Genomic DNA, 26,129 nt, shown 5'->3' with positions numbered 1-26,129 from the left:
TCACCGAAAGCGCGGCCACAGCCGCCGATACACCCCGAGTGACAGGCGGAAAGCGACATGCCGCCGATGCTTCCAGCGGCCCCGAACACCGGTCAACGCCCGGGTGTTACGGCCGTATGGCAGTTCCACGAACGGCGAACGCGAATGCCGGACACCAGCCAGAGAAAGAAAAGGGAGAACGCCTACTCTGGCTCTACCGGAGACGTTCTCCTGTGCAGGTCCTGCGGGTAGTGGACGATGCCTTCATAGGACACGGTCCGCCCTGGCTCGATTTCGCCGGCGAGCCGTCCGGCCAGCCGCAGACCGTGCACGGACAACGCCTCCCATGCGGCTGGTTCCACTTCCCGGGTGGCGAGTTGGCGGTCGAGTAGGGCGTCCACATCGCGTGACCATGCGTACAGGCCCTCGACCAGCTCATCAGTCAGCCGCAGTCCGGCGGCGGGGTCGTCGGGCAGGAAATCGCCGAACCCCTCAGCGCGCAACGGACCCCAGCGGTACTCGGCCTGCACGGCGACATGTAGTGGGTGCGGGGGCTCGTCGTCCGCGTAGCGGCTCCAATGGAGACGATCACAGCCCCAGCAGACGAACTTGGCCGTCCCGTGACTGTCGTCGAAGTACCGCACCACCCACTCGGCCCCTAGGTGCCTGGCCAAAGCGCGGGCCGCGTTCCGGCCGGCCTTGACGTGGTTGCGCAGTTCGGGGCCTTTGGTGAATCCCCCTTCAGGTCGGGCCTGTGACCATTTGCGTAGCTGGTCGGCCAGTTCGGTCGGCAGCTGGAGTTCGCTGTCGTCCAGTCCCACGTGGGCGGTGAACGACTCCACAGCCGGATCGCTCCAGGCGCCGGACGGCATGTGGAGGGGCGACGCACCGCCGTTGGCCCGTACCAGTATGTGGCGTGGCGCGATGTGTTCGCTCATGCGGTTTTCCCGGGCGCCGAGTGCTTCAACTGGTCGCGGTACCAGGCGGCGTGGCGGCCGAACTGTTCGGCGAAGCCCGCCCCCGGGACATGGGCGAAGTCCGACCACAGCCGTGTGCTGTCGAACCAGTGGTCTCGCGCCATCATGTCCAGGTGGCGCCTGCGCCCACCCTGCGCGGTGAAGCGCTCCAGGGCCTGGTCGTAGGGAAGGTCCTCGTCGATCCGGGGAAGCCCGAGGTGGGACGTCACGATGTCGAGCAGTTCCTTCAGCGGCACGGGACGCGGGTGGGCGGCGTGGTAGACGCCGGAGTGGGGCTTGGGGCTCAGGGCGCAAGCCCTGATGGCGTGCGCGAGGTCGTCCACGTCGATCAGCGACAAGCGGGCTCGGCCGCCGTCGACCGTGGCCTTGATGGTCGAGGCGATCCAGGCGGTCGCGGGGATCACCCAGCGGTCCCCCGCGCCGTACACCAGGTGCGGCCGTAGGACGGTTCCGCCGTTCGCCAGTACCACGTTCTCGGCGGCCAGGCGCGTGCTGCTGGTGACGGACACGGGCCGGGGGGAGATCGCGCCCTCCCGCAGCTCGGTGAAGGGCCCCTCGCCGTAGACGGCCGCGGTGCTGAGGTACACGATGCGGCCCACGCCCGCGCTCTGCGCTTCGGCCACCAGCGACTTGGTGCCCTGGGAGTTGACGGCTTCGCACAGTTCCGGGTCCTCGCCGATGTGCGCGGCGCAGTGCACCAGGACGTCGACGTCGTCGCACAGACCGCGCAGCGACGCCGGGTCCGTCAGATCCGCGCGCGTGGTCTCCACATCGCTCGGGGCGTCTTCAAGAGCGCGGGTGTGCGCGAGCAGACGCAGTCGGCAGGTGTCCGCCGCCATGGCCTGGACGACCCGTCGTCCGATAAAACCGGAAGCACCGGTGATGAGTACGCGCACTGTGTTCCCCTGTCCCGCTCATGTACCGGGTCTCATGACGATGGTGACCCTGGACGCTGGAGTGCCGTTCTGCCGGGCGATCACGCTCACCTGGGTTGTACCGTCGCTCCCGGCATGCTCTGGTTCGGCCTCGATCCAGCAAGGGGCATTGAACTCTACGTATCGTTCGAAGGCGACCTGAATCCGGGTGGGCAGGAGCCCGGGTTCCGTGACGGCTTCGGCGGCCTGCCTGGCCGCCTCCAGAAGGGCCATGCCGGGCATGTGGTCGACGGGATGGTCGAAGAGCACCGGGTGGAGTGGATCGACCCTCAGTTGCCATGAGCGCGGTCCACGGCCGGGGGCCAGCAGGACGTTCTGCTCGCAGCGGCGGCCGACGGTCTCCGCTGCGACCGCGGGTGGCTGCGGAGTCGTCGGGGCCGCGCAGGCCCTCGCACCGCGCAGGCGCCGGTAGAGGCGGACGGGGACGCAGGTGAAGGTTCCACTGCCGGTGATGACTTTCTCGGCGCCCTGGAAGAAGCGGAACGTGCACCGCATGTGGGCGAGGTGCTGACCTCGTTGTTTGATGTCGTCGGCGTCGAGTTGCAGATCGAGTTCCGCGGGGAGGCGGCCCACCGGTACGGCCTTGTGGGTGGTCAACTCTATTGATTCGACTATGAATTGATACTCTAGGGGGACGCCGTATTCGGCATGGGCGATCAACAAACCGGCCTGCCGGATGGTTTCCACGGCAATCATGGGGTCATACCAGCCACCACGGAGGGGGGCATAGAGCATGTGAGCACGCGGCCACTGCGTGATCAGCGCGAAGGAGTCCTTGCCGACACATCGCCAGACATTGGTAAGGAACACTTCGGCGATGGCACGGCGGTGCACGTACTCCCGGGGGGCGGTACCAGTGAACTCGCGTTGCCATGGATCCATCAGCCCGGGTATGGACATGTGCACTTCTCCGCCTCGTCGGGGGGCTGCTCCTTTTGCGCTGCTAGGATACCTACCGGACAGTCAGTTGGTTTAGCGTTCGCAAAGATGACGTAACGCTCACACTCCCGAGCCTTGACGGCGCGAGGTGCGCGCCCGGAGAAAATAAAGTGCGAGAACCGAAGCAAGAGCGAGCCAGGGAAACTCGCCGACGCATCCTTAACGCGGCCGCCGTGGTGTTCGCCAAGAACGGCTACGCAGCCTCCGCGGTGGAGGACATCCTGAAGGAGTCCGGCACCACAAGAGGTGCGCTGTACTTCCATTTCGCCTCGAAAGAGGACCTGGCGAAGGCGGTCATCGAGGAACAGACCAGCCTTCTGCCCTCGCACGTCGCAGAATGCCCCCTCCAAGCCGCCATCGACGCCTCACACTTCATGGCACGTGAGCTTCAGGGCAACCCGATGATGCAGGCCGGGGTCCGGCTGGTGATCGAGGGCTCCTTCACCGCGCCCACCACCCAGCCCTATCGCGAGTGGACCGACATCGCCTGCACATTCCTGGAAAAGGCGCAGAGCGATGGCATCGTGCTGAAGCACATTGTTCCCAGGAAGACCGCAGAACTCATCATCGGCTGCTTCACCGGTATTCAGCTGCTGTCCGAGACGCTCAACGGCCGAGCGGATCTCCAGCAACGCGTGACGGATTTGTGGGAGCACATTCTTCCCGGCCTCGGCGCGCCTTTTGTCCTGCCCCGCGTCGACCCGCGCGGCAGCAGTAGCGGCGACGCCGCACAGCCCCCTTCCGAGTCGGTCTGAGGCCTGACGGGCGCCCTGAAGCCCGTCTCGGGAGCCGACCAGGCCCGCCGGATGGTCCGGGTCAGGCGCTCTACCATGGACCGTGGGAGGCTTCATGGCCTACATCGCGGTGAGCGCGTTGAGCCACGTCGGGCTGGTCCGGGAGCACAACGAGGACAGCCTGGCGGCCGGGCCGTGGACGCTGTGCGGAACGGTGACGGACAACCCGCAGACCCTGTTGTTCCCGTTCGGCACCCCGCTGGTCGTCGCGGTCGCCGACGGGCTGGGCGGGCAGCCGGGCGGTGAGGTGGCGAGCGCGTTGACCGTGCGCCGGCTGTCCAGGGTCGGCCGGGCGCTGGACACCGAGTCGAACCTCCGCGACGCCCTGAAGGCGTGCAACCACGATGTGTACGCGGCGGCCGACGCCAATCCCGCTCTGCGCACCATGGGCACCACGGTCGCGGGCGTCGTCGTGCTGCCGGAGTCCGCGCTCGCGTTCAACATCGGCGACAGCCGGGTCCTCGCCGTGGGCCAGGACGGCCTGCGCCAGCTCAGCGTGGACGACAACCCACCGCTGGCGCCCGGACAGCGCACCACCAACATCGTGACACAGACGCTGGGCGGTGCCGTCGAGTTCAGGGACGTGAACCCGCACGTACGGTGTCACCCGCTGACCGAGGACGCCCGTTTCCTGGTCTGCACGGACGGTCTGACCGATCCGGTGCCCGACGAGGAACTGGACAGCCTGTTGCAGGAGTACGAGGACGGGCGGGCCGCATTCGAACTGTGGAAGGCGGCGATCGAGGCGGGCGGCCCGGACAACATCACCCTGGCAGTGGTGCGCATCGGCGAGTGGTCGCCGCGGTCGCCGTAGCGGAAGGGCTTCGGCCGCCGGTTACACCTCCGAGGTCGCCGCGATGGGCGGCGGCACGTTCACCGACGGCCCGTAGGCCCTGCCGGTCAGGTACTCCAGCCGCGGCATCGCCGATGTGCTGGACGCCAATTGCCGTGTGCCACCGGTGAAGTTGGCGGTGACCGGGCACGGTGGCGGCTTCGCTCAGCGGCTGGTTGACCGCGGTAGCGCCTGGTGGAGCAGCAGTTGGTCGGCGCGGTGGGTCCGCTGGTACAGCATCTGGCGGGAGTGCCGGGCCTTGGTCACCAGACCGCCGCGGTGCAGCACCCCGAGGTGGTAGGAGACGGTGCTCTTGCTCAGGCCGTGCCGGGCGGCGAGGTGGGCGGTGCTGCGCGGGACACTCACATCGGCGAGCAGCATCGCCCGGGTGTCACCGAGGAGTTCACGCACGGCGGGAGCACCGGGCCGCGGGCCCTCCGGCACCGGCAGCGCGGGGTACATCAGCAGCGGCTGGCGGCGGTCCGGGGAGCCGCTGATGGTGATCGGGGTCGGGCCGAACAGCCGGGGCATCAGCAACAGGCCGGTGGCGGACCGCACCCGGGCATGGGCCGGACCGGCCAGCCGCACCTGGTGACCGTCCCACTCGATCCACGGATGGAGGCCGACCAGCATGCCGACCGTGCCCTGACGAGCCATCAGCCGAGCCCGGTGCGCGATGTCCGCCTCCATCCGGGCACGCAGCCGCGGCCAGCACGGGTGGATGACGGTCTGCCACAACTGGGCCAGTTCCGCTGCGACTTGCTCGGCCATGACCCGTTCGCCGTGGCGCAAGGCGCGCAGCAGCGGGTGCGCCGCGGGACCGCCGCCCAGTCCGTGGACGCCGGGGCCGCCGTGGATCAGCAGCGTCATCTCCTGGCGGACCCGTGCCGGTCGGGCGGTGGCGATCCGGTGGAGTTCCGCGTCGACGGACTCCTCATAGCTCACCGGGCGCGGGATGACGAAGTCGGGGATGTAGTCCGACGGTTCGCCGAACAGCGCGGCCAGCAGCACCAGTTGGCGGGCACGCAGTGTCTCCGCGACCTGCCGCGCCCAGCCGCCGCGGCCGGGGTCGGCGCCGCCGCGCACGAGGAGCAGCGCCTCGGTGAGCGTGTGCAGTGGCGACAGCGCGAACCTGACGTTGCCCAGGGCGCGGGCGTCCAGTTCGATCCGGATCAGGGCATGGCCCCCTGGCAGGTCCATCCGCTACACGCCACGACGAACCGCGAAGAAGGCGCACACGGCAAACCGGAGATCGCTGGTGTGCATGGAGTACTCCTGTTCCTGCGAAAGACAGCGGACGCAACGCCTCCACCGTCCTGGACACCCATAACCAGCCGATAAACACCACATCGGCGTCCTGCCGGCGCCGACGCCCCGGGGCCCAACCGGCGCTACGAGCGGTGTCGGCGTTTCGGCCAGGTCCTCGGCGTCGCCGTCCTCGCCGCCGGTCTCCATCATGACGCCCGCGCACACCTCGTCCCGGCCGCACGCGCTGTCCACTGCCTTGCCCTCACCCTCCTCACGACCTCCCCCGCCGGAGCGATGAGGCGGTCACGGCAGTGCCGTACTCCCCCGGCAGCAGCCCGATCCGATGACGTACAACTCCGGCCCGGTGTAACCCGCTTGGAGAGAGAAGCAACCGTGCTCCCAGAGGGCTCCCCGTCCGCTCCCACCCCTTGATCCCGGAAAACGCTGTTCACATCCGCCCGCGGTGGCGACAATGGCCGCATGGGAAAGACTTACGAGCGAATAGACGGACGGCTGCGGAAGTTCATAGAAGAGCAGCACCTCTTCTTCACCGCGACCGCACCGCTGGCCGAGGACGGTCATGTCAATGTCTCCCCAAAGGGCCTCGCCGGCTCCTTCGCCGTGCTGGACGAACACACCGTCTGCTATCTCGACCTGGGCGGCAGCGGCGCGGAAACCATTGCCCATTTGCGGGAGAACGGCCGCATCACCCTGATGTGGTGTGCCTTCACCGGCCCGCCCAAGATCGTCCGCATCCACGGCCGAGGTGTACCGGTGTTCCGTGACGACCCGCGCTGGGACGACCTCCTTCCGCACTTCGGCGAGGAGTTCCGCCGCCGCACCGATCTGCGCGCCATCATCGTGGTCACCGCCGAACGCGTCAGCGACACCTGCGGATACGCGGTTCCCCATCTGGACTACCGCGAGGAACGCCCGCTGCACACCCAGCGCTTCGCCCGGGAGACCGAGGAGTCCTTCGCCGTGTACTGCGAGAAGAAGGAGCACGTCGCCGTCAGCCTCGACGGTCTGCCGGGGCTGCCGCTGCCACTGCCGCCGCGCACGAGTTGAACGGTACGCCGCACCAAACGGTACGGAACAGCCGGGATTTTCCGATCCCTTTGGGTCCCAACAGCAGACCCGGGTAGCATCCACTCGCCTGCCTGGAAAGGATCCAAGACAATGGTTCAGCGCGTGATCACCCTTTTCACCGACGACATCAGCGGTGAACAGGGTGACGACATTGCCACCCACACCTTCAGTGTCGACGGCATCGGCTACGAGATCGACCTCGGCGCCGACAACTACGACAAACTCCTTGAAGCGCTGGCACCTTTCCTCCGGCACGGCAGGAAAACGGGGAGTTCCCGCAGCGCCCAGACCAAGCAGTCGGTGGTCGGCGACTCGGCGGCCACCGGCTGCGACCCGGTGAAGGTGCGCGCCTGGGCCAAGGAGCAGGGCATCGAGGTCAGCCCGCGGGGCCGGATTCCGCGCGACATCATCGAGCGGTACGAGTCCGCGAACTAGCCGCCCCTCTCGAACGGGGGGCGGGAGTCGTTTTCCACCGGGCGCTTTCTTCGGGCGCCGACTCCCCAACCCCCCAACGGCACGCCATACTGGGTGAGTTGGGGTACGGAGGCGGCCGTCACGGCCAGGCAGTCACCGTCAGCCGAACGAGGGGCCACGTCACCCCGTTTCCCCTCCCGTCACACGCGGGCCGTAGTGCATAAGGGACATATCTCACATCAAACACTCTGGGCTGAGCGCCGCCCTTCCTCTACGGTTGACGACATAACGCGCAAAACGGACTCTCCGTATTCGATCCCACGCACGGAGTGAACCGGAGATGAGCGAGCCAGCCGCCACAGGCCATACAGTGCGGCCGATCGCATCACATTCCCACGGCCGAACCGGCTGATTCCCGTTCGCCGCTCGGTCCGTACTCACCGCGCATGAAGAGTTACTGAACGTGCAATTCAGGCATCCGTCAACGATGCCGTTGGAGGTACAGCTGTGGCATTCGCCAGTGCGAAGAGGACGACAGCCGCCCTCGTGGTGACGCTTTCCGGCGCCGCCCTGGCCGCGTGCGGCCCGCAGGTCCACGCGCACACCCGCTCGGCCGACTCGGCGTCGGCCGCTTCCCCCTCCACGACCGCCACCGGTTCCGCCGCGGCCTCCGGCACTCCCTCCGCTGGTACGTCGGCCTCCGGTTCCGTCCTCTCGCCGTCGTCGGCCGACTCGTCGGCGCCCGCACGGCAGGTCTCCCCCAGCGCCTCCGCCTCGAATCCGGCGCAAAGTCCCAGCGCTCAACCGGGCAGCCCGTCCGCCAGCGCGCCGTCGGGTGCGCCACTGGTCAACCCGTCCATCCAGCACGGCACGGAGGACGGCGGCAAGTCGGTGGCGCTGACCTTCGACGACGGCCCCGACCCGAAGTGGACGCCGCAGGTGCTGGCGCTGCTCCAACAGCACCACGCCAAGGCGACGTTCTGCGAGATAGGCCCCAACGCCCAGCGTTACCCCTACCTCACCAAGCAGATCACCGAGGCCGGGTTCCGGCTCTGTGACCACTCGGTGCACCACGACGAGCAGCAGAGCAAGAAGTCCCTGGACTACAACACGCACGAGATAGTCGACGCCCAGCGCGAGATATCCGCCGCCGCGGGTCCCGGGGCGAAGCTTTGGTACTACCGTGCGCCCGGCGGTGACTTCAGCCCGGCGATCCGCAACATCGCGGCCGAGCACGGCCTGCGCCCGCTGGGTTGGACGGTCGACTCCAACGACTGGCAGCGCCCTGGTGTGCCGGCCATCATGAAGACCATCAACCAGGAGCTGAAGCCCGGCGGCATCATCCTGATGCACGACGGCGGCGGCGACCGCTCCCAGTCGGTGGCGGCCCTCGCCGCGCTGCTGGACCAACTGGACGCCCAGGGCTACACATACAGCTACCCCGGCCGCTGACCGGGAGGGGCGCCGAGGGCCTGCCCTCGGCGCCCTCGATTGCACCGCACCGGGGCGCCGCGGACTTGGCCCCGACGCCCCCGCCGCGACGGCGGTCAACCGCAAGCGCGCACCCCGGCTGTGCCGAACCCACCCCGACCCGGGCCTCCGGCCCGCCCAGCGGAGCAGCCCGGGCCGGAGGCCATAATGCAGGGATGACACGCAACGGCGTCTCCTCCCGAACCGCCAGCGCGGCCGTGGCCACGGCCGCGCTACTCGCACTGGCCACGGCTTGTTCGGGCGGTCAGACCCAGCCATCCGGTCCGGTCACCCCCAGCGACACCGCCACCACCCCGGGCGAGCTGAACATCCAGGTTCCCGGCACGAACCTGGCGGTCCACAACGCGGTGGCGCACATCGGGCCGTCCGGCACGGGCCAGCTCACCATGACCATCCGCAACGGCGGCAGCGTGGCCGAGCACCTGGCCATGGTCGCGACCCCCAACGGCGGTCGCGCCACCTTGCAGGGCAACAGCACCGGCAACGGCTCGCTGTCCACCTCGGGCATCCTGCTCAACCCCGGCACCACCGTCACCTTCGGCGGCCAGGGCGGCCCCAGCGTCCAACTCCCCAAGGTGAACGGCGCCACCGCCAACGGCACGCTGCCGCTGACGCTCCAGTTCGGGGTCGCGGGACTGGTCCACATGAGCGCGCGGGTCACCGCCCACTAGGTACCCTTCGCCGCACCGAACGGTACGCGGTGGCCTGGTTCGACCGATCGGCGTGGGACGGCGCAACCGCACGCGGGTTCCGCCGTGAACCGTCCAGATCCGCTTCCGTACCGGGTTCGTGCTGTGGCGGTCAGTAGTGAACGGGCTCCACCCGTTTATGCGCTCCGATGGTGGGATGCGCGGGGCGCGGTCAGTATGGAACTGTTCTGCACTTTTCTCGGTATGCACGGGTTCGCCCTGGCAGAGGAATACCGGCATGGCCGGGAATCACCGAGGAGGTGAGCCACAGTGGCGAAGCGGAAGACAGCACTCAAAGGCAAGGCCCGCGACATCATGCACAAGGGCGCCCAGTGCGTCGACGCGGAGAAGAGCCTCAAGGACGCCGCGGTGATGATGCGCGACCTCGAGGTAGGGTCGCTGCCGATCTGCGACCACGACCGGTTGACCGGGATCATCACCGACCGCGACATCGTGATCAAGTGTTGTGCGGAAGGCCGGGACCCGTCGACCGTCAAGGCCCGTGAACTCGCCAGCCGTCTGCACTGGGTCGACGCCGACGCGGAGATCGGCGACGCGCTGCACATGATGGAGGACCACAAGATCCGCAGGCTTCCGGTGCTGGAGCAAAAGCGCCTGGTCGGCGTCATCAGCGAGGCCGACGTCGTGCGCAACCTGCCGGAACACGAGATCGCCGAGTTCTGCGACGCGGTGTACTCCGCCCGGTGACCGCATCACGTGCCCGTACCGCTCCCGGTGCGGGCACGGTCCTTAAGCCATGGCGGCGCGACCGCCGACGTCGATCCAGCCGTCCTCCTGGGGACGGGTGAGGATCTGGGAGGCGGCGCCCTGGTGGATGGTGAGCGGGCGGCCTAGTTCCGCGGTGAGGACGACCGCGGCGGCGCCCGTCGCCTCGTCCTCCACGATGTTGTCGCCGCGCCGCGGAAAGGCCCTGGCCCGAACCCGTCCCCCCGCCTCGTCCAGCCACGCCCAGGCGTACAGCCAGCCCTCGCCCGGGGGCGGGGCGGGCAGGGCGTCCACCTCGGCCGCCGAGGCGTACTGCTGCGTGCGTCGCCCGGAGGCCCACTCGGCGCGCCCGCGGATCCAGGTGAAGTCGCCGTCCGTCCAGGTCGGCACGTCCCCGGCCGGCGGTCGCAGCACCTCGACCCGCTGACCGCGCTCCCCCAGCAGCCATGAGACGCCCACCAGCGGATGCCCGGCGAAAGGCAGCCGGGCGCTTGGGGTGTAGATGTCGACCGCGCCGCGCGAGGCGTCGTCGATGAACACGGTCTCGCTGTAACCGAGTTCGGCGGCCAGCCGCTGGCGTTCGTCCGTGCCGGGTACCTGGGTGCCGTCGGTCACCACGCCGAGCGGGTTCCCGCCGCGCCCGTCGGGTCCGATGAACACGCGCAGCACAACATGATCAATCATCCGGCGATTCAAGCACCCGCCGGGTGAGGGGCGGCAGGTGGGTCCGTTACGGGTTCGTCCGGCCGCCGTCGCCCTGGGCCGCCTGCCAGGCCTGCATGCCCGCCAGCGACGCCTGCTTGGCCTGGCGCAGCTTGGCCGCCGCCAGTTCGCCGGGCGGCACCTCCATCTGCCGTACCCACTGCCGTCCCGCGTTGACCAGCGCGAAGCCGGCGAGTGCCAAACCGGCGAACGCCACCAGCGAGCCGCACACCGTGAGCATCGCTCCGGCGGTGACCAGGCGGGTGTCGATGTCGAGCGCCCGTGCGGGCGAGCGGTGATGGTGGTTCATATGCTCACCTTCCGCCAGGTTGCCGTGCCGCGCATGTCGGCGGGCCGTCACCGGTCGTCGGTGGACGGAGGCCGGGGCAGTCCGGCGAGCGCGGCGCCGTCGCGCAGCGCGGTGCGGAGCATGGCCGGGGTGAGCCGACCGGTGAACACATTGCGCTGGCTCGGGTGGTAGCAGCCGAGCAGATGCAGTCCCCGGCCGCCGCGCTCGTCCGCCAGCAGGACCTGTGCCCCGTGCCCGAAGGCCGGGCGCGGTCTGGGCAGCCGCCATCCGGCGCTGGCCAGCACCGGCAGCAGCGCCTGCCAGCCGAACGCGCCGAGCACCACCACGGCCCGCAGCGTGGGCCGCAGCAGTTCCAGCTCCCGCGCCAGCCACGGTCGGCAGGTGTCCCGCTCGGCCGGGGTGGGCCGGTTCTGCGGCGGTGCGCAGTGCACCGGGGAGGTGATCCGCACGCCGTACAGTTCCAGCCCGTCGTCGCGGTGGGTGGCCGTGGGCTGCGAGGCGAGGCCCACGTCGTACAGCGCCGCGTACAGCACCTCTCCGGATGGGTCGCCGGTGAAGATCCGGCCGGTGCGGTTACCGCCGTGCGCGGCGGGAGCCAGCCCGACGACGGCCAGTGCCGCGTCCGGTGGCCCGAGGCCGGGTACCGGCCGGGCCCAGTAGTCCCAGTCCTGGAAGGCCCTGCGCTTGACCCGCGCGGTGTGCTCGCGCCACTCCACCAGGCGGGGGCACGCGCGGCAGGTGGGCACCGTCGCGTCCAGTTGCTCCAGCGAGGCCATCCGGGAGGCCTGCCGTGCCGGGTATCCGGGGTCCTCGGTTCGCTCGTCGGGCATGCCCCAAGGATGGCTCATGTGAGCGCGTCGGAGAGCCTTACGAACTGGTGGCCGGATTCCAGCAGTCGCGGTATGGCGGTTGCGTATCCGCGTGCCGTGCCGCCCCTCGGGTGGTTCATGTGGCTGATGACGATGGAGCCGTGCCGCGCGGTGAGCACCGCCTGGTGCACCTGCTGCGGGGTGAAGGTGGCGCCGCCGTCGCCGTTGACGTCGAAGCTGATGAACCGCTCACCGAGGTCGGAGACGATCCGCGCGGCCACGTCGTCGCAGTAGGCGGTGCCCGAGCGGAAGTAGCGGGGCGGGTGGCCGAGGAGCTTGGTGAGCTTCTCCCGGTTCCCCGCCACCTCGTCGTACACCTCTCCGGCGCTACGGGTGCCGGGTATCCCGTACGCGGATCGGCCGGAGACCGACAGCGGGAGGTGCCGGGTGCCGTGGTTGGCTATCTCGAACAGCGGGTCCGCCGCGAGGTGGTCGAAGGTGGCGCGGTTCTCGTCTATCCAGCGGGAGTTGATGAACAGGGTCGCGGGCACCTTGTGTGCGCGCAGGCACTCGATCAACCCGCTGTCGTACTCGCTGCCGCCCCGGCCGCCGCACGCGTCGAAGGTCAGCGCTGTCGCCCGATGTCCGGCGGGCAGCCGTGAGACCATGCCGGGCACGCCGTCGAGCCCCCACTTGGTGGGGGTGAGGCGTCCGTAGCGGGCGACCTCGTCGGCGCGGGTGGGCACGGCCGGCTGCGCCACCGAGGGCGTGGGCTCCGCCGAGGGGGTGGCGGTGGGCCTCGGCGACGCGCTCGCGGCGGTGTTCCGTGCGGTGCCGCAGCCCGCGAGCACCCCTCCCGCCATGACCGCCAGTACCGTCCGGCGACTGACCGACATCCGTTCCTCCACGTCTCTTCCGCTGCCACGCCGCTCCGGCGAGCGGCAGGGGCAACCCTATGACCTGGATCTTGGTCACGCCCTGGGAGCCCCGAGGACCAGGTGACGTACTACGGAACCCAATCTGGAGCATCAGATTCGCATTAGTTACGCTGCTGCTCGTGCGACTGACCAAGAGCACAGACCTTGCACTGCGCATCGCGATGCGCCTCGCCGTGGCGGACCGGAAGAACCCGCCGACCACCCGCGAGGTGGCTGACGCGATGTCCGTGCCCTATACCCACGCGGCGAAGGTCGTGACCCGGCTCCAGCACCTCGGCGTGGTCGACGCGCGCCGCGGCCGGGGCGGCGGCCTGTCCCTCACCCACACCGGGCGCACCGGCTCGCTGGGTCGGCTGGTACGGGAGTTGGAGGGGGTGGGGGACGTGGTCGGCTGCGAGGACGAGCCGCCGTGCCCGCTGCGCGCCGCCTGCCGACTGCGCAGCGCGCTACGGGCCGCGCAGGACGCCTTCTACGCCGCGCTCGATCCGATCACCGTGCAGGACCTGGTCGCCTCCCCCACCGGCCCGGTCCTGATGGGGCTGCCGCTGCGGGGTTGAGCGAGCCCGTTCCCCTCGCGCACCACGCTCGAAGGCCGGTTCCACGCGTTCGAAAATACGAATCTGACATACTACTTTGGAGCCCTTGATGCTGTCTCAGAAGTCCGCCGACACCATCCGCGCCACCCTGCCCGCCGTGGGCGCGGCCATCGAGGAGATCGCCGCCGCCTTCTACGCCCGGCTGTTCGCCGCGCACCCCGAGCTGGAGCGCGACCTGTTCAACCGCGGCAACCAGGCCAACGGCGCCCAGCGGCAGGCCCTGGCGGGCTCCATCGCCGCCTTCGCGGGCGCCCTGGTCAGCCACCCCGAGGTGCGCCCCGACACGATGCTCGCCCGCATCGCCCACAAGCACGCCTCGCTCGGCATCACCCGCGACCAGTACGAGATCGTCCACACCCATCTGTTCGCGGCCATCGTCGAAGTGCTGGGGGACGCGGTGACCGAGGAGGTCGCCGCCGCCTGGGACGAGGTGTACTGGCTGATGGCCAACGCCCTGATCGCCATCGAGGAACGGCTGTACGCCCGCTTCGGCGCCCCGGACGGCGACACCTGGCGGGACTACCAGGTGCTGGCCAGGTTCCAGGAGACCGCCGACGTCGTCACGTTCCTGGTCCGGCCCGCGGACGGCGCCCCGCCACCGCCGTCCCGGCCGGGCCAGTACGTCTCCGTCCAGGCCCAACTCCCCGACGGCGCACGGCAGATACGCCAGTACAGTCTGTCCGGTACGCGCACCGCCGCTTTCCAGTTCACCGTCAGGGCCGACGGCACGGTCTCCCGGCATCTGCACCAGCACGTCCACGACGGCGACGTGCTGCGGATCAGCGCCCCGTTCGGCGACGTCACGCTGGACGACGGCGACACACCGGTGCTGCTCGCCTCCGCCGGGATCGGCTGTACGCCGATGAACGCCATGCTCGGCCAGCTCGCCGCCACCGGCGCACGGCGGCAGGTGATCGCCGTCCACGCCGACCGCGGCCCGCGCACCCACGCCTTCCGCACCGAGTTCGACCAGCTCGTCGCCAAGCTGCCGAACGCCACCGCGCACGTCTGGTACGAGCACCCGGAAGGCCCCTGGCCCGCCGACCGCACGGGCCTGGTCGACCTGCGCACCCTCCCCGTACCACCACGGACCACCGCCTATCTGTGCGGCCCGCTGCCCTTCATGCGCGCCGCCCGGTCGCAACTGCTCGAACTGGGTGTGCGCGCTGCGGACATCCACTACGAGGTGTTCGGCCCGGACCTGTGGCTGCCGCCGCGCACATCCGATGAGGATCCGGCGGACAGGCCATAAGCTGGATGAGCACCTGAGTACTACGGAGGTGCGTCATGGGGCGCCCGTTCCACTTCCACATCGACCACGCCGGACACTCGATCACGGTGACGGTGCGGTCCGGGCTGACCAGTGAGATCGAGTTGCTGGTCGACGGCAAAGAGGTCTTCTGCCAACGCGTGCACGGCTCCGGCACCAGCCTGCTCTCCGGTGAACTGCCCGAGGACCCGCCCCTGCCGTTCCGCATCCATGTGCACCAGGCCCGGTTCGGCTCCGCCATCCCCCGCGTCACCCTGGAGGTGGACGGCGAGGAGGTGCCCATCCCGGAGCGCGCCATCGTATGACCCGACGCGGCGCCCAAACCGCCCGTACCGCGGGCCTATTGGGCGCCGTGGCCGTGGTCACCGGACACGGCCGGTGAGCCGCCCATCATCCGCAGCATGGCGAACCCGCCGGTGCGGACGAAGCGCACCAGCAGCACCGCCGCCAGCACCAGGAAGACGATGTTGAGCCAGGTGGTGTAGTTCCAGGACACCCCCTCCACCGGGAGCCTGGCCCTGGCCTGGTCGGGGACGAGCCGCACCCCGCCGAAGAGGAACTCGACGCAGTAGCCGGCGACCACCGTCGCGACGTAGAAGGTGGCCAGCAGGAAGGCGGCCATGCGCGCGCCGTAGTACTTCCGGTAGATGTTGAGGATCGGAAGGATCAGCAGGTCGGCGAAGGCGAACGCGACCACGCCGCCGAAGCTGATGCCGCCCTTCCACAGCACCACGGCCAGCGGCACGTTGCCGATGGAGCAGACGAACGACACCACCGCCACCACCGGCCCGATGAGCGGCCCCCACAGCCTGGCGGCCAGCGGATGCCCGGCGAAGAAGAACCCGCGCCAGAACGTGTCCGGCACCCAGGCGGCGACGGCCCCGGCGATCAGCAGCCCGACCAGCAGGTCCCGCAGGATCGCCGCCCACTCCATGACGAAGACGTGCGATGTCGCGGTGAAGCCCTCGGCAGAGAACAGCCGCCGGAGGAACGACCCGGGGCGCCGTACCGACATGTCCATCGCCGCGTGCCCCTCCATGGCACCGGCCAGCCCGCGCTCCGCCTGTGCACGGGCCTCGCGCAACAGCGGCTCCCGCAGCAGCAGGCGGAACAGCACCGCCAGCACCACGATCATGATCGGTCCGCCGATGAACTCCGCGACGGTGAACTGCCAGCCCATCAACAGGGCCATGATCACCCCGAGTTCGACCACCAGGTTGGTGGAGGCGATCTCGAAGGCCATCGCGGCGGTGAAGTTCGCGCCCCTGCGGAACAGCGCGCGCGCCAGCGCGACCGCGGCGTACGAGCAGGAGGACGACGCCACCCCCAGGCCCGCCGCTCGGGCGAGGGTACGGGGGCGGTCGTCGCCCAGCAGCCGCACGATGGTGGACCTGCGCACCACGGCCTGCACGATGGCGGACAGGGTGAAGCCCAGGATCAGCGCCCAGGTGATCTCCCAGGTCATGGCACCGGTGATGGACAGCGCGTGCAGGATCGCGGGCATATCCCTATGCCGTAGCACCCGGCACCCGCCGAGCGGAAGGCGCGCGGAGACATCGCCGGGATGGCGGTCGACCCGCCGGGGGTGTCGGGGGCCTGCCCCCGACGTTTCGCCCCGCCGTGACGGCGGGCGACCCTCGCGGCGTGGACCGGCCGTCCACGGCGACCTGGTGCCGGGCGGCCGGAGCCGTCACCCGACGATGTCCCGCGGCTCCTTGCCGTCCAGATAGTCGGAGACGTTGCGTACCGCGGCCATCGCGATGCGCACCAGTGTCTCCCGGGTCACCCCGGCGACGTGCGGCGACAGCACCACCCTGGGGGCGCGCAGCAACCGCAGTGCGGCGGTGGGCGGTTCGGGGTCGAAGACGTCCAGACCCGCTCCGGCGAGCGCGCCCGCCTCCAGCGCGTCGGCCAGCGCGTCCTGGTCGATCAGCGCGCCGCGTGCGGTGTTGATGACGAACGCGGTGGGCTTGAGCATGCGCAGCCGCTCGGCGTTGAGCAGATGCCGGTTCTCGTCGGTCAGCGGGGCGTGCACGGAGACGTAGTCGGCGGTGCGCAGCAGCTCATCCAACTCGACGCGATGAGCTTCGAGTTGGAGATCGTCCCGCGGTGATCCACCGGACCGGTCGGTGTAGACCACCCGCATCTCGAACGCGGCGGCGCGGCGGGCGACCTCCTGGCCGATGCGGCCGAAGCCGATGATGCCGAGGGTCTTGCCGGACAGCTCGGTGATGGACTGCTGGAGCCGGGGCAGCGCCCAGTCCGCGTCGACCAGCGCGGTGTGGGCGGGGATGAGCTGCTTGGCCAGTGCGAGCATGAGGGCGAAGGTCTGCTCGGCGACGTTCTGCTGTTCCGCGCCGCTGGATCCGATGGTGCTCACCGGGATGCCGCGCTGCCGGGCGGCGGCCACGTCCACGTAGTCGAAGCCGTGGCTCGCGCACTGGATCAGTCGCAGCTCGGGCGCGGCGGCGATGTGGTCTGCGGTCACCGGGCCGAGGCCGGTGATGACGACATGGGCATCCCGTAGCGCCTTCGGGTCCTCGTCGGCCGCTTCGACCACGGTGACCTGGGCACGGTCGGCGAAGACCGCGGCCAGCGCGGTTCCGGCGGCCCGGCCTCCGACGTGCGGGGAGACGATCGCGAGCACGTTGCGCGGTGCGTTCTGCTCGATGGACAACTCAGGGCTCCTAGGCGTTGGTACGGGTGAGGGCGGCGGGGGTGAGCCGGGCCGCGGTGGTGTGTCCTGACAGGGCCAGCGTGAGGTCGAACTCGGCCAGCAGCGAGCGGATGACGTGCTCCACGCCGGGCTGGCCGTCCAGGCCGAGCCCGTACGCGTAGGGGCGGCCCAGCAGTACGGCGCGGGCGCCCAGGGCGAGGGCCTTGAAGATGTCGTCGCCGGTGCGGATCCCGCTGTCGAACAGAACGGTGAGCCGGTCACCGACCGCCTGTACCACGCCGGGCAGTGCGTCCGCGGCGCCGATCGCCCCGTTGACCTGGCGCCCGCCGTGGTTGGAGACGACGATGCCGTCCATCCCGGCGGCGGCGGCCCGGCGGGCGTCGTCGGGGTGCAGTATCCCCTTGAGCACGATGGGGCCGTCCCAGTGCTCGCGCAGGAAGTCCAGGTCGTCCCAGGTCTTCGTGGGGTCGGCGAACATGTTCACGAAATGCAGTACGGCGGCGTTGGGGTCCTCGTGCACCGGCTTGGCCAGCCCGGCCTGGAAGGCCGGGTCCGTGAAGTAGTTGGCGGTGCCCACACCGTGCAGGAACGGCAGGTACGCCTGGTCCAGGTCGCGGGGCCGCCAGGCCAGCAGCCAGGTGTCCAGGGTGACGAACAGCGCCGTGTAACCGGCCGCCTTGGCCCGGCCCAGAAGGCTCTTGGTGACCTCGCGGTCCTTGGGCCAGTACAGCTGGAACCAGCGCTCCGCCTCCCCCATCGCCTCGGCGACCCGCTCCATCGGCGTGCTGGAGGCCGAGGAGAGGATGAACGGTACGCCCTGCGCGGCGGCGGCCCGGGCGGCCCCGGTCTCCGCGTCCGGGTGCATGATGGAAAGCACGCCCACCGGGGCGAGGGCGAGCGGTGCCGGCAGCCGGGTGCCGAGCAACTCGACGGACAGGTCGCGGCGTTGTACGTCGCGCAGCATGCGGGGAACGATCTGCCAGCGGTCCAGCGCTTCCCGATTCGCCCTCGTGGTACGGCCGTTGCCCGCGCTGCCCGCCACATAGCCGACCGGGCCGGGGCCGAGCCGGGCCTCGGCGACCTCCTCCAGCCGGGTCAGGTCGGTGGGCAGCCGGGGCACCGCGCCCGTCATGCCGTTCAGGTAGATCTCGTACTGGAAGGCCGCCCACTCCTTGGCCTGATCCGTGCTGTCGCTCATCGACGCGCCCTGCCTCTCCTCGGGGTCGGGTCCGTGCACGTCCGATCCTCGCCAGAGTGACAATGTGAGTCCATGGGGGTGCGCACCCGGCACCGCTAGATCTATCACCATGTGACAAAGTCGGAAGGGGCCGCGGGTGGCGCACCGCGAACGGGAACGGATCCGGCGGGAGCTGATGGGCGACCCGCGAACCGTCGAGGCGATCATCGCCGCGGTGCACGAGCGGGTGCCCGCCTACGCCGCGCTGGACGACGGGCGGATGGCCGAGGTCAGAGCCATCACCGGAAAGGCGTTGCACCGCGTCCTGCACCGGTGGACCGTCGACGGCCGGCTGGAGGCCGCCGACCTGCGGCTGCTGCGCGGCATCGCGGCGGCCCGCGCCGCCGACGGCCGCCCGGTACAGGCCGTGCTACGGGCCTACCGGGTGGCGCTGACCACCATCACCGAGCTGATCGCGGCACGCACCGGCGGCGAGGTGGACAGTGCGGACATCTTCGCCCTCACCCGGCTGCTGCTCACCACCCTGGACACCCTCTCCGAGGTGATGGGAACCGCCTACGCCGCCACCGCCGAGTACCTGGCGAGCGACCGCACCCGCGCGCTGCGCGATCTGCTGGACGACCTGATCGCCGGACGCCACGCCTCGGCCGGCGCGATCGCCGACCGCGCCCAGCGGCTGGAGGTTCAACTCCCCGATCCTTACTGCCTCTTGCTGGCCGAGCCGGGCGGTCCCGAGGCGTTCCCGGAGGCCGCCGCGCACTCGGTGACCGAGGCGACCGCGGCCGAACTGCTGGAGGCGCTCACCCCGTACGCGGGCGGTGTGACACCGCTGGCCACCACCCGCGGCCCGCGTGTCGTCCTGTTGCTGCCCGCCGCCGCGGCCGAGGAGGCCGCGGCGGCGTTGCACACCCGGGCGTGGCGTGGCTGTGCGATCACCCGGGAGGGCCCCGACCGCGTCGCCGCCGCGTACCGACTGGCCGCGGACGCGCTGGACACCGCTCCCGGCCACGCCCACCAGCCCGGACGGCTGCTCACCGACGCCGACGCGCACGTACTGAGCCTGCTCGCGGGCCGCGCCTCCGCCACCGCGGACCAGATCGCCCGCGTCGTGCTGGGCCCGCTGGTCGAGCCCGCCCAGCGGCACCTGCTGACCGCGCTCGGCGCCTACCTGGACAACGGCTCGGCCACCGCGGCGGCCCGCGAGCTCCATCTGCACCCGCAGTCGATGCGCTACCGGCTGCGCCGCATCGCCCAACTCACCGCACGCGACCCGCGCCAGCCCTGGCACCGCCTGACCCTGGACATCGCCCGCACCCTGGCCAACCGGCCGGGCGCGGGCGGTGTTTGAGGGTTGCCCGGGGTTCCTGGCACGTGCGGTCCGTGAAAAGCCGCGCCCCAGCGTCAGATCCGCCGGGCGGGCACTACGCCTCCGCCTCGGACTTGTCCTGCCCCCACCGAGTGTGGAAGCTGCCGTCGCGGTCAACGCGGCGGTACGTGTGCGCACCGAAGTAGTCGCGCTGTGCCTGGGTGAGCGCCGCGGGCAGCCGCTCGGCGCGCAGCGCGTCGTAGTACGCGAGCGCCGCGGAGAAGCCGGGGGCCGGGATGCCGTGCTCACCGGCCGCCGCCACCACGGTGCGCCAGGCGCTCTGGGCTTCGCCGATCTCCTTGGCGAACTGCGCGTCCGCCAGCAGGCTCGGCAGCGCCGGATCGGCGTCGAACGCGGCGCGGATGCGGTCCAGGAAGGCGGCGCGGATGATGCATCCGCCGCGCCAGATCGAGGCGACGGCGCCCAGGTCGATGTCCCAGCCGTACTCGGTGGCGCCGGCCTGGATCATGTTCCAGCCCTGCGCGTAGGAGACGATCTTCGAGGCGTACAGGGCGTGTTCGACCTGGTCGGCGAAGCGTTCCGCGCTCTTGGCGTCCAGCACGTTGCCCTTGGGGCCGGGCAGCGAGCGGGCGGCGGCGCGCAGGTCGGTGTGGCCGGACAGTGACCGGGCGAAGACCGCCTCGGCGATGCCCGGCACCGGTACGCCGAGGTCGAGCGCGGTCTGTACGGTCCAGCGGCCGGTGCCCTTCTGCTCGGCCTGGTCGGCGACGATGTCGACGAAGGGCTTGCCGGTGGCGGCGTCGGGGTGGGTGAGCACGTCGGCGGTGATCTCGATGAGGTACGAGTCCAGCCGTCCGGTGTTCCAGCGCCGGAAGGTCTCCGCGATCCGCTGGGGTGTCATGCCCGCGGCCCGGCGCAGCAGGTCGTACGCCTCGGCGATCAGCTGCATGTCGGCGTACTCGATGCCGTTGTGCACCATCTTCACGAAGTGCCCGGCGCCGTCCGTTCCGATGTGCGTGCAGCACGGGGCGCCGTCCACCTTGGCGCTGATCTTCTCCAGCATCGGCCCGAGCGTGCGGTACGACTCCACCGAGCCGCCGGGCATGATGCTCGGCCCGTGCAGCGCGCCCTCCTCACCGCCCGACACGCCGGTGCCCACGAAGTGGATGCCCTGTTCGCGCAGCGCGGCCTCCCGGCGCCGGGTGTCCGCGAAGTGGGCGTTGCCACCGTCGATGATCATGTCGCCGTCTTCGAGCAGCGGCGCGAACTCCCTGATGACCTCGTCGGTGGGCTCCCCCGCCTTGACCATCACCAGCAGCCGCCGCGGCCGCTCCAACGAGGCGACGAACTCCTCGGCGGTCTCCGTGGGTACGAAGTCGCCCTCGTGTCCGAACTCGTCGATCAGCGCACGGGTCCTGGCGGGGGTGCGGTTGTGGACGGCGACGGTGTAGCCGTTGCGGGCGAAGTTACGGGCGAGGTTGCGGCCCATGACCGCGAGCCCGGTGACCCCGATCTGCGCTTTGGCAGTCATCTGACGCTCCTTCAAGTCAGCGCGAAGTGTAGCCGTCGTTGACGGAGCACGTCTGGCGGTCGGCCTGGTGAATAGGGGTGAAGCGCCTCTGCGTAGGGGGCGGTCCTACCCCCGGCAATCCCACTATGTGCCAGTGGCGCGGTTCGCGCACGGCGGGGCGCCGGGCGCCGGGCGGGGCGATTGTCAGTGCCCCCTGCCATGCTGAACTCGTCCACGGGAAACCGCCCGAATCCGCTGGCCGGAGGGCGGTCCCCGCCATGGCTGAACCTCGGAGGGCCACCGTCATGATCACCACTCCCTACGTGCCTGGATCGCTTCTCTGGGTCGACCTCGGCAGCCCCGATGTGGCGGCCTCCGCCGACTTCTACGGCGCGCTGTTCGGCTGGGACTTCCAGTCCCAGGGGCCGGAGGCGGGCGGCTATGGCATGTTCACCCTCGACGGGAAGATCGTCGCCGCCGCCGGCCCGCTGATGCAGGAGGGCGCCGCCTCGGCCTGGACCGTGCACTTCCACACGCCCGACGCGGACGCCACCGCCAAGGCGGTGGAGCAGGCCGGCGGCTCGATCCGGATGGCGCCGATGGACGTCTTCACCGCGGGCCGGCTGGCTGCCTTCACCGATCCCACCGGCGCCGACTTCGCCGTGTGGCAGCCCGGGGACACTCGGGGCCTGGGCGCGGTCAACGACCCGAACACCCTGTGCTGGGCGGAGCTGCACACCGCCGACCCGGAGCGGGCGAAGGCGTTCTACCACTCGGTCTTCGACTGGCAGATCCAGGACATGCCCATGGACGGCTTCACGTACACCGTGGTCTCCCCCGCCGGTGGCGGCGAGGACGCCCGTCAGGGCGGGATCATGGGGCTCAGCGACGAGATGCGGCAGGAGGGTTGGACGACCCGCTGGCGGCCGTACTTCGAGGTGGCCGACTGCGACGCCGCGATCGGCGTGGCCCAGGAGAACGGCGGCGAGGTCGCCATGCCGCCGGAGACCGTGCCGGGCGTCGGCCGGATGGCCGCCCTCACCGACCCGTTCGGCGCCAGCTTCTCGGTCATCACGAGTGCCACTGAGTAACGGTCGCCGCGCGGCTCGGCCTTCCGCCGCGGTGGCGAGCGCACGGGGCGCGAACCATCGCGGACCAGCCGAGAGCCGCCGGTTACCCCTTGCGGAGCATCGGCCGCGCCGGACGGAGGCGTACGAGTGGCGGGGGCTGACGGGCCCTCATAGCTTCGAGGCGGCAGGCAGCGCGCCCTGCTTCCCCGCAACGTCCCCGCACCGCCGGGCGGCGGAGCACCCAGGGTGCTCCGCCGCTGGTCTTCAGGAAGGCAGCATCGGCCCATGCCCCAGCGAAGCTCCCGCCATCTCGCGCCGCTCGCCACACTCCTCGTCGCCGGATTCGTGGCGGCACCTCCCGCCAGCGCGGCGAACCGGCACATCGTCCGCCCGGGTGAGTCGATCCAGGAGGCGGTCGACCGGGCCAGCCCCGGCGAGACCCTGCTGCTGCTCCCCGGCACCTACCGGGAGAGCGTCGAGGTCACCGTCCCGGGCCTGACGATCCGCGGCATGGGCCCCCGTACCGTGCTCGCCCCCGGCGCCACCCGGTCCGGCACCGCCTGCGCACGGGCCGGTCACGGGATCTGCGTCACCGGCACCCCGGACCAGCCGATCCCCGGCGTACGGATCAGATCGCTCGCCGTCTCCGGCTTCCCGAACGACGGCATCGCGGCCTCCTGGACGGACCGGATGAGCGTGCGCAACGTACTCGTCCAGAACAGCGGGCAGCAGGGCATCAGCCAACAGCTTTCCACCCGTGGTGAGTTCAAGCGCAACGTCATCAGGGACAACGGCCAGTCGGGCATCCTGCTGGCGAACGTGATCGGCCGGGAGGCCGGGGCGCTCGACACGCAGGGCGCGGTCATCTCGGGCAACACCGTCCAGGGCAACCGCTTCGGCGTGGTGATCCGTCGGGCCCGGAACCTGGTGGTCAAGCACAACACCATCACCGGCAACTGCGGCGGCGTCTTCGTAGTGGGCGACGAGAACATCCCCCGCGCCGGCGCCCTGTCCGTCCGCCACAACCGGGTGGAACTCAACAACAAGTACTGCGGCCCGAGCGCCCACATGTCGATGACACAAGGCGTGGGAATCCTGGTCACCGGGGCGGAGCAGACGCTGGTGACGCACAACCTGGTGCGCGGCAACCGTGGCCGAACGCCCATGTCCGGCGGGATCGTACTGTTCCGCAGCAGGTTCGGAGCGCCCAACTCCGGCATCACCGTTCGTGACAACACGGTGCGCGACAACGCCCCGGCGGACCTTGCCGATCGGGACGTCGGCACGGACAACACCTTCGTCAGGAACTACTGCCGTACCTCCGAGCCCACCGGCTCGTGCTGACGGCGCCCCCACAACCCGGAAGGCGGCCTCATGACCACCGCACAACCCACCTCACCGGCCGCGGGCATGCGCCTTCGGGAGCTGGTCTTCGGCGCCGCGTGCGCCGCGGCCGTCCGCGCGGCGGCACAACTGCGCCTGGCGGACGCCCTGCAGGACGCTCCGACCAGCACCGAGGAGTTGGCAGCGGCACTGAACACCGAGGTGCGACCGCTGCGCCGACTGCTGCGCACGCTGTCCTGCTACGACATCTTCGCCGAGACCGGTAACGACCGGTGGACGCACACCGAGATGTCCCGGCTGCTGCGCGAGGACACCCCGAACAGCCTGCGCTACATCTCACTGTGGTGCACCGAGCCGTGGACCTGGCAGGTGTGGCCGCGGCTTGACGAGGCCGTACGGTCGGGCCGGAAGGTCTTCCCCGATGTCTTCGGCAAGGAGTTCTTCGACTACCTGCACGACGGCGCGGGCGCGTCGGCCGAGGTGTTCAACAAGGCCATGACGCAGTCCAGCAAGCAGTCCGCCGAGGACTTCGCCGCGTATGTCGACCTCACAGGTGTGTCGAGCGTGGTGGACATCGGCGGCGGACAGGGCCATGTGATCGCCAGCCTGCTGGAGAGGGACCCGAAGCTGCGCGGCACCCTGCTCGACCTGCCGAAGGTGGTGGCGAACGCCGATCCCCGGCTGCGCCCCGGCGGCCCGCTGGCCGACCGGGCCCAACTCCTGCCCGGTGACTGCCGGGAGGACGTGCCAGTGCGGGCGGACCTGTACATCATCAAGAACATTCTGGAGTGGGACGACGAGAGCACCCGGCTGACGCTGCGGAACGTGATCGCCGCGGCGAGTCCGGGCGCCCGGGTCATCGTCATCGAGAACCTGGTGGACGACAGCCCGTCGATGCGGTTCACCACCGCCATGGACCTGCTGCTGCTGCTCAACGTGGGCGGCGCCAAGCACTCCAAGGAGAGCCTGGTCCAGGCGATGACGGCGGCCGGTCTCGAACTGGGTGACATCCAGCCGATCAACGCCTATCTGCACGCCTTCGAGGCGAGCGTGCCGGTGTGAGGTCAGGCGGTGCCGTCCCGGTCCCACCGGTAGAACTCGTGGGCCATGGCGTCCTTCGGCTCCCGCCAGGTCTTCGGGTCGTAGGCCCGGACGAAGGCGGTGAGCCGTTCGCTGACGCTGCGGAACTCCGGGTGGCCGGTCAGGCTGGCGACCCGGGGGCCGGGCGGCTCGTCGGCCTCGATCAGATGCAGGTACACATCGCCGAACTGGAAGAGGCTGCGGCCGCTGACGCCTATCAGATGCGGCAGTTCGCCGCGGTCGGAGTCGGCGAAGACCTCGGCGATGCCGGGGGCGGAGCCAGGCTTCATCCGGGCCACGATCAAGGCGCGGTGCATGGGCGGTGTCCTCTCGCTCGTGGGGGGCACGCCGGTCCGGGCGTGCGCGGGCGGTCCAGGCGTGCCCCGGCCGGACCTTCCGGCCGGGGCAGGCACCCTGGGGTGGGGGCTAGTTGGAGACGGTGGACTCCGCGTACTCGGTGCGTACCCGGGCCCGGCGTTCGATCTTCTCCCGGATGAGGTCCATCTGGATCCGCGTGTTGCGGTTGAGGTGGTCCGTCATCCCGGCGTCGTCCACGGGTGCGGTGGGCTTCATGGCGAAGTCCTGGATCCAGCGCATCCTCGTGCCGCCGTCCGGGGTCTGCGCGTACTCCCACCTGATGTCCATGAACTCGAACGGTCCCGGCTCGACCCGGCGCGCCCGTACGGTGCGGGCGTCCCGGTGGGTTTCGCGTTCCGACACCCAGCTCCAGACCTGGCCGTTGTCGTCGGGGTGCATGGTCAGCCGGAAGGTCGTCTTGTCGCCTTCCCGGCCGAGCACTTCGACGCTGCGGTATTCGCTGAACAGGCGGGGCCAGTTCTCCAGGTCGTTGGTGACGTCCCAGACGAGGTCGAAGGGGGCCGCGATGGTGATCTCGTTCTCGGTGTGTCCGGACATGGTCACGCTCCCGCGATCAGTGCCGAGTTGACCAGGTCGAGCAACTCGGCGGGGGTCTTGCAGTTCTCCGCCTCAACGGGCTGCCCGAAGCGGTGTTCCAGCTTCTCCGCGATGCCGAGCAGGCCGAGCGAGTCCAGCCCGAACTCGGCGAAGGGTGAGTCGGGGCGGCTCTCCAACTCCCCGGCCTCCACGGTGATTCCGGCGCTGCTCTTCATCAACGAGGCCAACTCGTCGAAGGTCAGTCGATCGCTCACCACTACTCTCCTTCCG

General features: G+C 70.3%; 29 protein-coding genes. 14 read left to right on the top strand and 15 right to left on the bottom strand.

The window, feature by feature from the left end; translation table 11 throughout:
- Positions 1–182: 182 nt before the first annotated feature.
- Genes O5O46_RS27225 through O5O46_RS27215 form a run of 3 tightly spaced genes read right to left on the bottom strand, consistent with a single transcriptional unit; the run spans position 183 to position 2,791 of the window.
- On the bottom strand, positions 183–917 hold the full coding sequence (locus O5O46_RS27225) for a hypothetical protein (RefSeq protein WP_269858232.1): 735 nt from the start codon (positions 915–917) through the stop codon (positions 183–185).
- The gene (locus O5O46_RS27220) at positions 914–1,852 is read right to left on the bottom strand and encodes an NAD-dependent epimerase/dehydratase family protein (RefSeq protein WP_269858231.1); all 939 of its coding nucleotides are present in this window, start codon (positions 1,850–1,852) and stop codon (positions 914–916) included. Before O5O46_RS27220 ends, O5O46_RS27225 begins: the two co-directional genes overlap by 4 nt.
- An 18-nt stretch (positions 1,853–1,870) precedes the next feature.
- On the bottom strand, positions 1,871–2,791 hold the full coding sequence (locus O5O46_RS27215; RefSeq protein WP_269858230.1) for a ScbA/BarX family gamma-butyrolactone biosynthesis protein: 921 nt from the start codon (positions 2,789–2,791) through the stop codon (positions 1,871–1,873).
- A gap of 149 nt (positions 2,792–2,940) precedes the next feature.
- On the opposite strand from O5O46_RS27215, the gene O5O46_RS27210 reads away from it, so the two are divergent.
- Positions 2,941–3,585: a ScbR family autoregulator-binding transcription factor gene (locus O5O46_RS27210; protein WP_269858229.1), complete on the top strand. Its 645-nt coding sequence runs from the start codon at positions 2,941–2,943 to the stop codon at positions 3,583–3,585.
- 94 nt (positions 3,586–3,679) lie between these two features.
- Positions 3,680–4,438 carry a PP2C family protein-serine/threonine phosphatase gene (locus O5O46_RS27205; protein ID WP_269858228.1) on the top strand — a complete coding sequence of 253 codons (759 nt, stop codon included), beginning with the start codon at positions 3,680–3,682 and terminating at the stop codon, positions 4,436–4,438.
- A gap of 183 nt (positions 4,439–4,621) precedes the next feature.
- On the opposite strand, the gene O5O46_RS27200 is transcribed toward O5O46_RS27205, so the two are convergent.
- Complete coding sequence (locus O5O46_RS27200) at positions 4,622–5,656, bottom strand: winged helix-turn-helix domain-containing protein (RefSeq protein WP_269858227.1); 1,035 nt, start codon at positions 5,654–5,656, stop codon at positions 4,622–4,624.
- 528 nt (positions 5,657–6,184) lie between these two features.
- Between O5O46_RS27200 and O5O46_RS27195 the strand changes: the two genes are divergently transcribed.
- The 5 genes from O5O46_RS27195 (at position 6,185) to O5O46_RS27175 (ending at position 10,095) form a co-directional block, all read left to right on the top strand.
- On the top strand, positions 6,185–6,772 hold the full coding sequence (locus O5O46_RS27195; protein ID WP_269858226.1) for a pyridoxamine 5'-phosphate oxidase family protein: 588 nt from the start codon (positions 6,185–6,187) through the stop codon (positions 6,770–6,772).
- Positions 6,773–6,883: 111 nt separating this feature from the next.
- On the top strand, positions 6,884–7,228 hold the full coding sequence (locus O5O46_RS27190; protein WP_269858225.1) for a histone-like nucleoid-structuring protein Lsr2: 345 nt from the start codon (positions 6,884–6,886) through the stop codon (positions 7,226–7,228).
- 486 nt (positions 7,229–7,714) lie between these two features.
- Positions 7,715–8,659 carry a polysaccharide deacetylase family protein gene (locus O5O46_RS27185; RefSeq protein ID WP_269858224.1) on the top strand — a complete coding sequence of 315 codons (945 nt, stop codon included), beginning with the start codon at positions 7,715–7,717 and terminating at the stop codon, positions 8,657–8,659.
- Between the two features lie 194 nt (positions 8,660–8,853).
- Positions 8,854–9,369 carry a hypothetical protein gene (locus O5O46_RS27180; RefSeq protein ID WP_269858223.1) on the top strand — a complete coding sequence of 172 codons (516 nt, stop codon included), beginning with the start codon at positions 8,854–8,856 and terminating at the stop codon, positions 9,367–9,369.
- A gap of 333 nt (positions 9,370–9,702) precedes the next feature.
- Positions 9,703–10,095 (top strand): CBS domain-containing protein, encoded by a 393-nt coding sequence (locus O5O46_RS27175; RefSeq protein ID WP_269858292.1) that lies wholly within the window; start codon positions 9,703–9,705, stop codon positions 10,093–10,095.
- Between the two features lie 42 nt (positions 10,096–10,137).
- Here O5O46_RS27175 and O5O46_RS27170 read toward each other — a convergent pair whose 3' ends face one another.
- Genes O5O46_RS27170 through O5O46_RS27155 form a run of 4 tightly spaced genes read right to left on the bottom strand, consistent with a single transcriptional unit; the run spans position 10,138 to position 12,830 of the window.
- Positions 10,138–10,797 (bottom strand): PhzF family phenazine biosynthesis protein, encoded by a 660-nt coding sequence (locus tag O5O46_RS27170; RefSeq protein ID WP_269858222.1) that lies wholly within the window; start codon positions 10,795–10,797, stop codon positions 10,138–10,140.
- A 46-nt stretch (positions 10,798–10,843) separates the two neighbouring features.
- Positions 10,844–11,125 carry a hypothetical protein gene (locus O5O46_RS27165; RefSeq protein WP_269858221.1) on the bottom strand — a complete coding sequence of 94 codons (282 nt, stop codon included), beginning with the start codon at positions 11,123–11,125 and terminating at the stop codon, positions 10,844–10,846.
- A gap of 47 nt (positions 11,126–11,172) precedes the next feature.
- A complete protein-coding gene (locus O5O46_RS27160; RefSeq protein WP_269858220.1) occupies positions 11,173–11,955 on the bottom strand; it encodes a uracil-DNA glycosylase in 783 nt (260 codons plus the stop codon).
- A gap of 14 nt (positions 11,956–11,969) precedes the next feature.
- Positions 11,970–12,830: a polysaccharide deacetylase family protein gene (locus tag O5O46_RS27155; protein ID WP_269858219.1), complete on the bottom strand. Its 861-nt coding sequence runs from the start codon at positions 12,828–12,830 to the stop codon at positions 11,970–11,972.
- A gap of 161 nt (positions 12,831–12,991) precedes the next feature.
- Here O5O46_RS27155 and O5O46_RS27150 point away from each other — a divergent pair, with 161 nt between their 5' ends.
- The 3 genes from O5O46_RS27150 (at position 12,992) to O5O46_RS27140 (ending at position 15,043) form a co-directional block, all read left to right on the top strand.
- Positions 12,992–13,429, top strand: a complete 438-nt coding sequence (locus O5O46_RS27150; RefSeq protein WP_269858218.1) for an RrF2 family transcriptional regulator — start codon at positions 12,992–12,994, stop codon at positions 13,427–13,429.
- A gap of 88 nt (positions 13,430–13,517) precedes the next feature.
- Entirely contained in the window at positions 13,518–14,720 is a 1,203-nt protein-coding gene (locus tag O5O46_RS27145; protein WP_269858217.1) for a globin domain-containing protein, read from the top strand.
- 35 nt (positions 14,721–14,755) lie between these two features.
- On the top strand, positions 14,756–15,043 hold the full coding sequence (locus O5O46_RS27140) for a hypothetical protein (protein WP_269858216.1): 288 nt from the start codon (positions 14,756–14,758) through the stop codon (positions 15,041–15,043).
- Between the two features lie 35 nt (positions 15,044–15,078).
- Here O5O46_RS27140 and O5O46_RS27135 read toward each other — a convergent pair whose 3' ends face one another.
- From O5O46_RS27135 to O5O46_RS27125, 3 genes are all read right to left on the bottom strand, one after another.
- A complete protein-coding gene (locus tag O5O46_RS27135) occupies positions 15,079–16,242 on the bottom strand; it encodes a permease (RefSeq protein ID WP_269858215.1) in 1,164 nt (387 codons plus the stop codon).
- Positions 16,243–16,428: 186 nt separating this feature from the next.
- A complete protein-coding gene (locus O5O46_RS27130) occupies positions 16,429–17,415 on the bottom strand; it encodes a 2-hydroxyacid dehydrogenase (RefSeq protein ID WP_269858214.1) in 987 nt (328 codons plus the stop codon).
- A gap of 10 nt (positions 17,416–17,425) precedes the next feature.
- Positions 17,426–18,613: a lactate 2-monooxygenase gene (locus O5O46_RS27125; protein ID WP_269858291.1), complete on the bottom strand. Its 1,188-nt coding sequence runs from the start codon at positions 18,611–18,613 to the stop codon at positions 17,426–17,428.
- 136 nt (positions 18,614–18,749) lie between these two features.
- Here O5O46_RS27125 and O5O46_RS27120 point away from each other — a divergent pair, with 136 nt between their 5' ends.
- The gene (locus O5O46_RS27120; RefSeq protein WP_269858213.1) at positions 18,750–19,961 is read left to right on the top strand and encodes a PucR family transcriptional regulator; all 1,212 of its coding nucleotides are present in this window, start codon (positions 18,750–18,752) and stop codon (positions 19,959–19,961) included.
- A 73-nt stretch (positions 19,962–20,034) separates the two neighbouring features.
- Here O5O46_RS27120 and gndA read toward each other — a convergent pair whose 3' ends face one another.
- On the bottom strand, positions 20,035–21,471 hold the full coding sequence (gndA, locus tag O5O46_RS27115; protein ID WP_269858212.1) for an NADP-dependent phosphogluconate dehydrogenase: 1,437 nt from the start codon (positions 21,469–21,471) through the stop codon (positions 20,035–20,037).
- Between the two features lie 284 nt (positions 21,472–21,755).
- Here gndA and O5O46_RS27110 point away from each other — a divergent pair, with 284 nt between their 5' ends.
- From O5O46_RS27110 to O5O46_RS27100, 3 genes are all read left to right on the top strand, one after another.
- Positions 21,756–22,541: a VOC family protein gene (locus O5O46_RS27110; RefSeq protein WP_269858290.1), complete on the top strand. Its 786-nt coding sequence runs from the start codon at positions 21,756–21,758 to the stop codon at positions 22,539–22,541.
- 264 nt (positions 22,542–22,805) lie between these two features.
- The gene (locus tag O5O46_RS27105; protein ID WP_269858211.1) at positions 22,806–23,864 is read left to right on the top strand and encodes a right-handed parallel beta-helix repeat-containing protein; all 1,059 of its coding nucleotides are present in this window, start codon (positions 22,806–22,808) and stop codon (positions 23,862–23,864) included.
- 30 nt (positions 23,865–23,894) lie between these two features.
- A complete protein-coding gene (locus tag O5O46_RS27100; protein ID WP_269858210.1) occupies positions 23,895–24,926 on the top strand; it encodes a methyltransferase in 1,032 nt (343 codons plus the stop codon).
- A gap of 2 nt (positions 24,927–24,928) precedes the next feature.
- Here O5O46_RS27100 and O5O46_RS27095 read toward each other — a convergent pair whose 3' ends face one another.
- From O5O46_RS27095 to O5O46_RS27085, 3 genes are all read right to left on the bottom strand, one after another.
- A complete protein-coding gene (locus tag O5O46_RS27095; RefSeq protein ID WP_269858209.1) occupies positions 24,929–25,261 on the bottom strand; it encodes a TcmI family type II polyketide cyclase in 333 nt (110 codons plus the stop codon).
- A gap of 109 nt (positions 25,262–25,370) precedes the next feature.
- The gene (locus O5O46_RS27090) at positions 25,371–25,859 is read right to left on the bottom strand and encodes an SRPBCC family protein (RefSeq protein ID WP_269858208.1); all 489 of its coding nucleotides are present in this window, start codon (positions 25,857–25,859) and stop codon (positions 25,371–25,373) included.
- A gap of 2 nt (positions 25,860–25,861) precedes the next feature.
- Positions 25,862–26,113, bottom strand: a complete 252-nt coding sequence (locus O5O46_RS27085; RefSeq protein ID WP_269858207.1) for an acyl carrier protein — start codon at positions 26,111–26,113, stop codon at positions 25,862–25,864.
- Positions 26,114–26,129 lie beyond the last annotated feature (16 nt).

The organism is Streptomyces sp. RPT161, from assembly GCF_027533845.1.
GTDB classification, from domain to species: Bacteria; Actinomycetota; Actinomycetes; order Streptomycetales; family Streptomycetaceae; genus Streptantibioticus_A; species Streptantibioticus_A silvisoli_A.
This window is presented reverse-complemented; position numbering and strand designations above follow the sequence as displayed.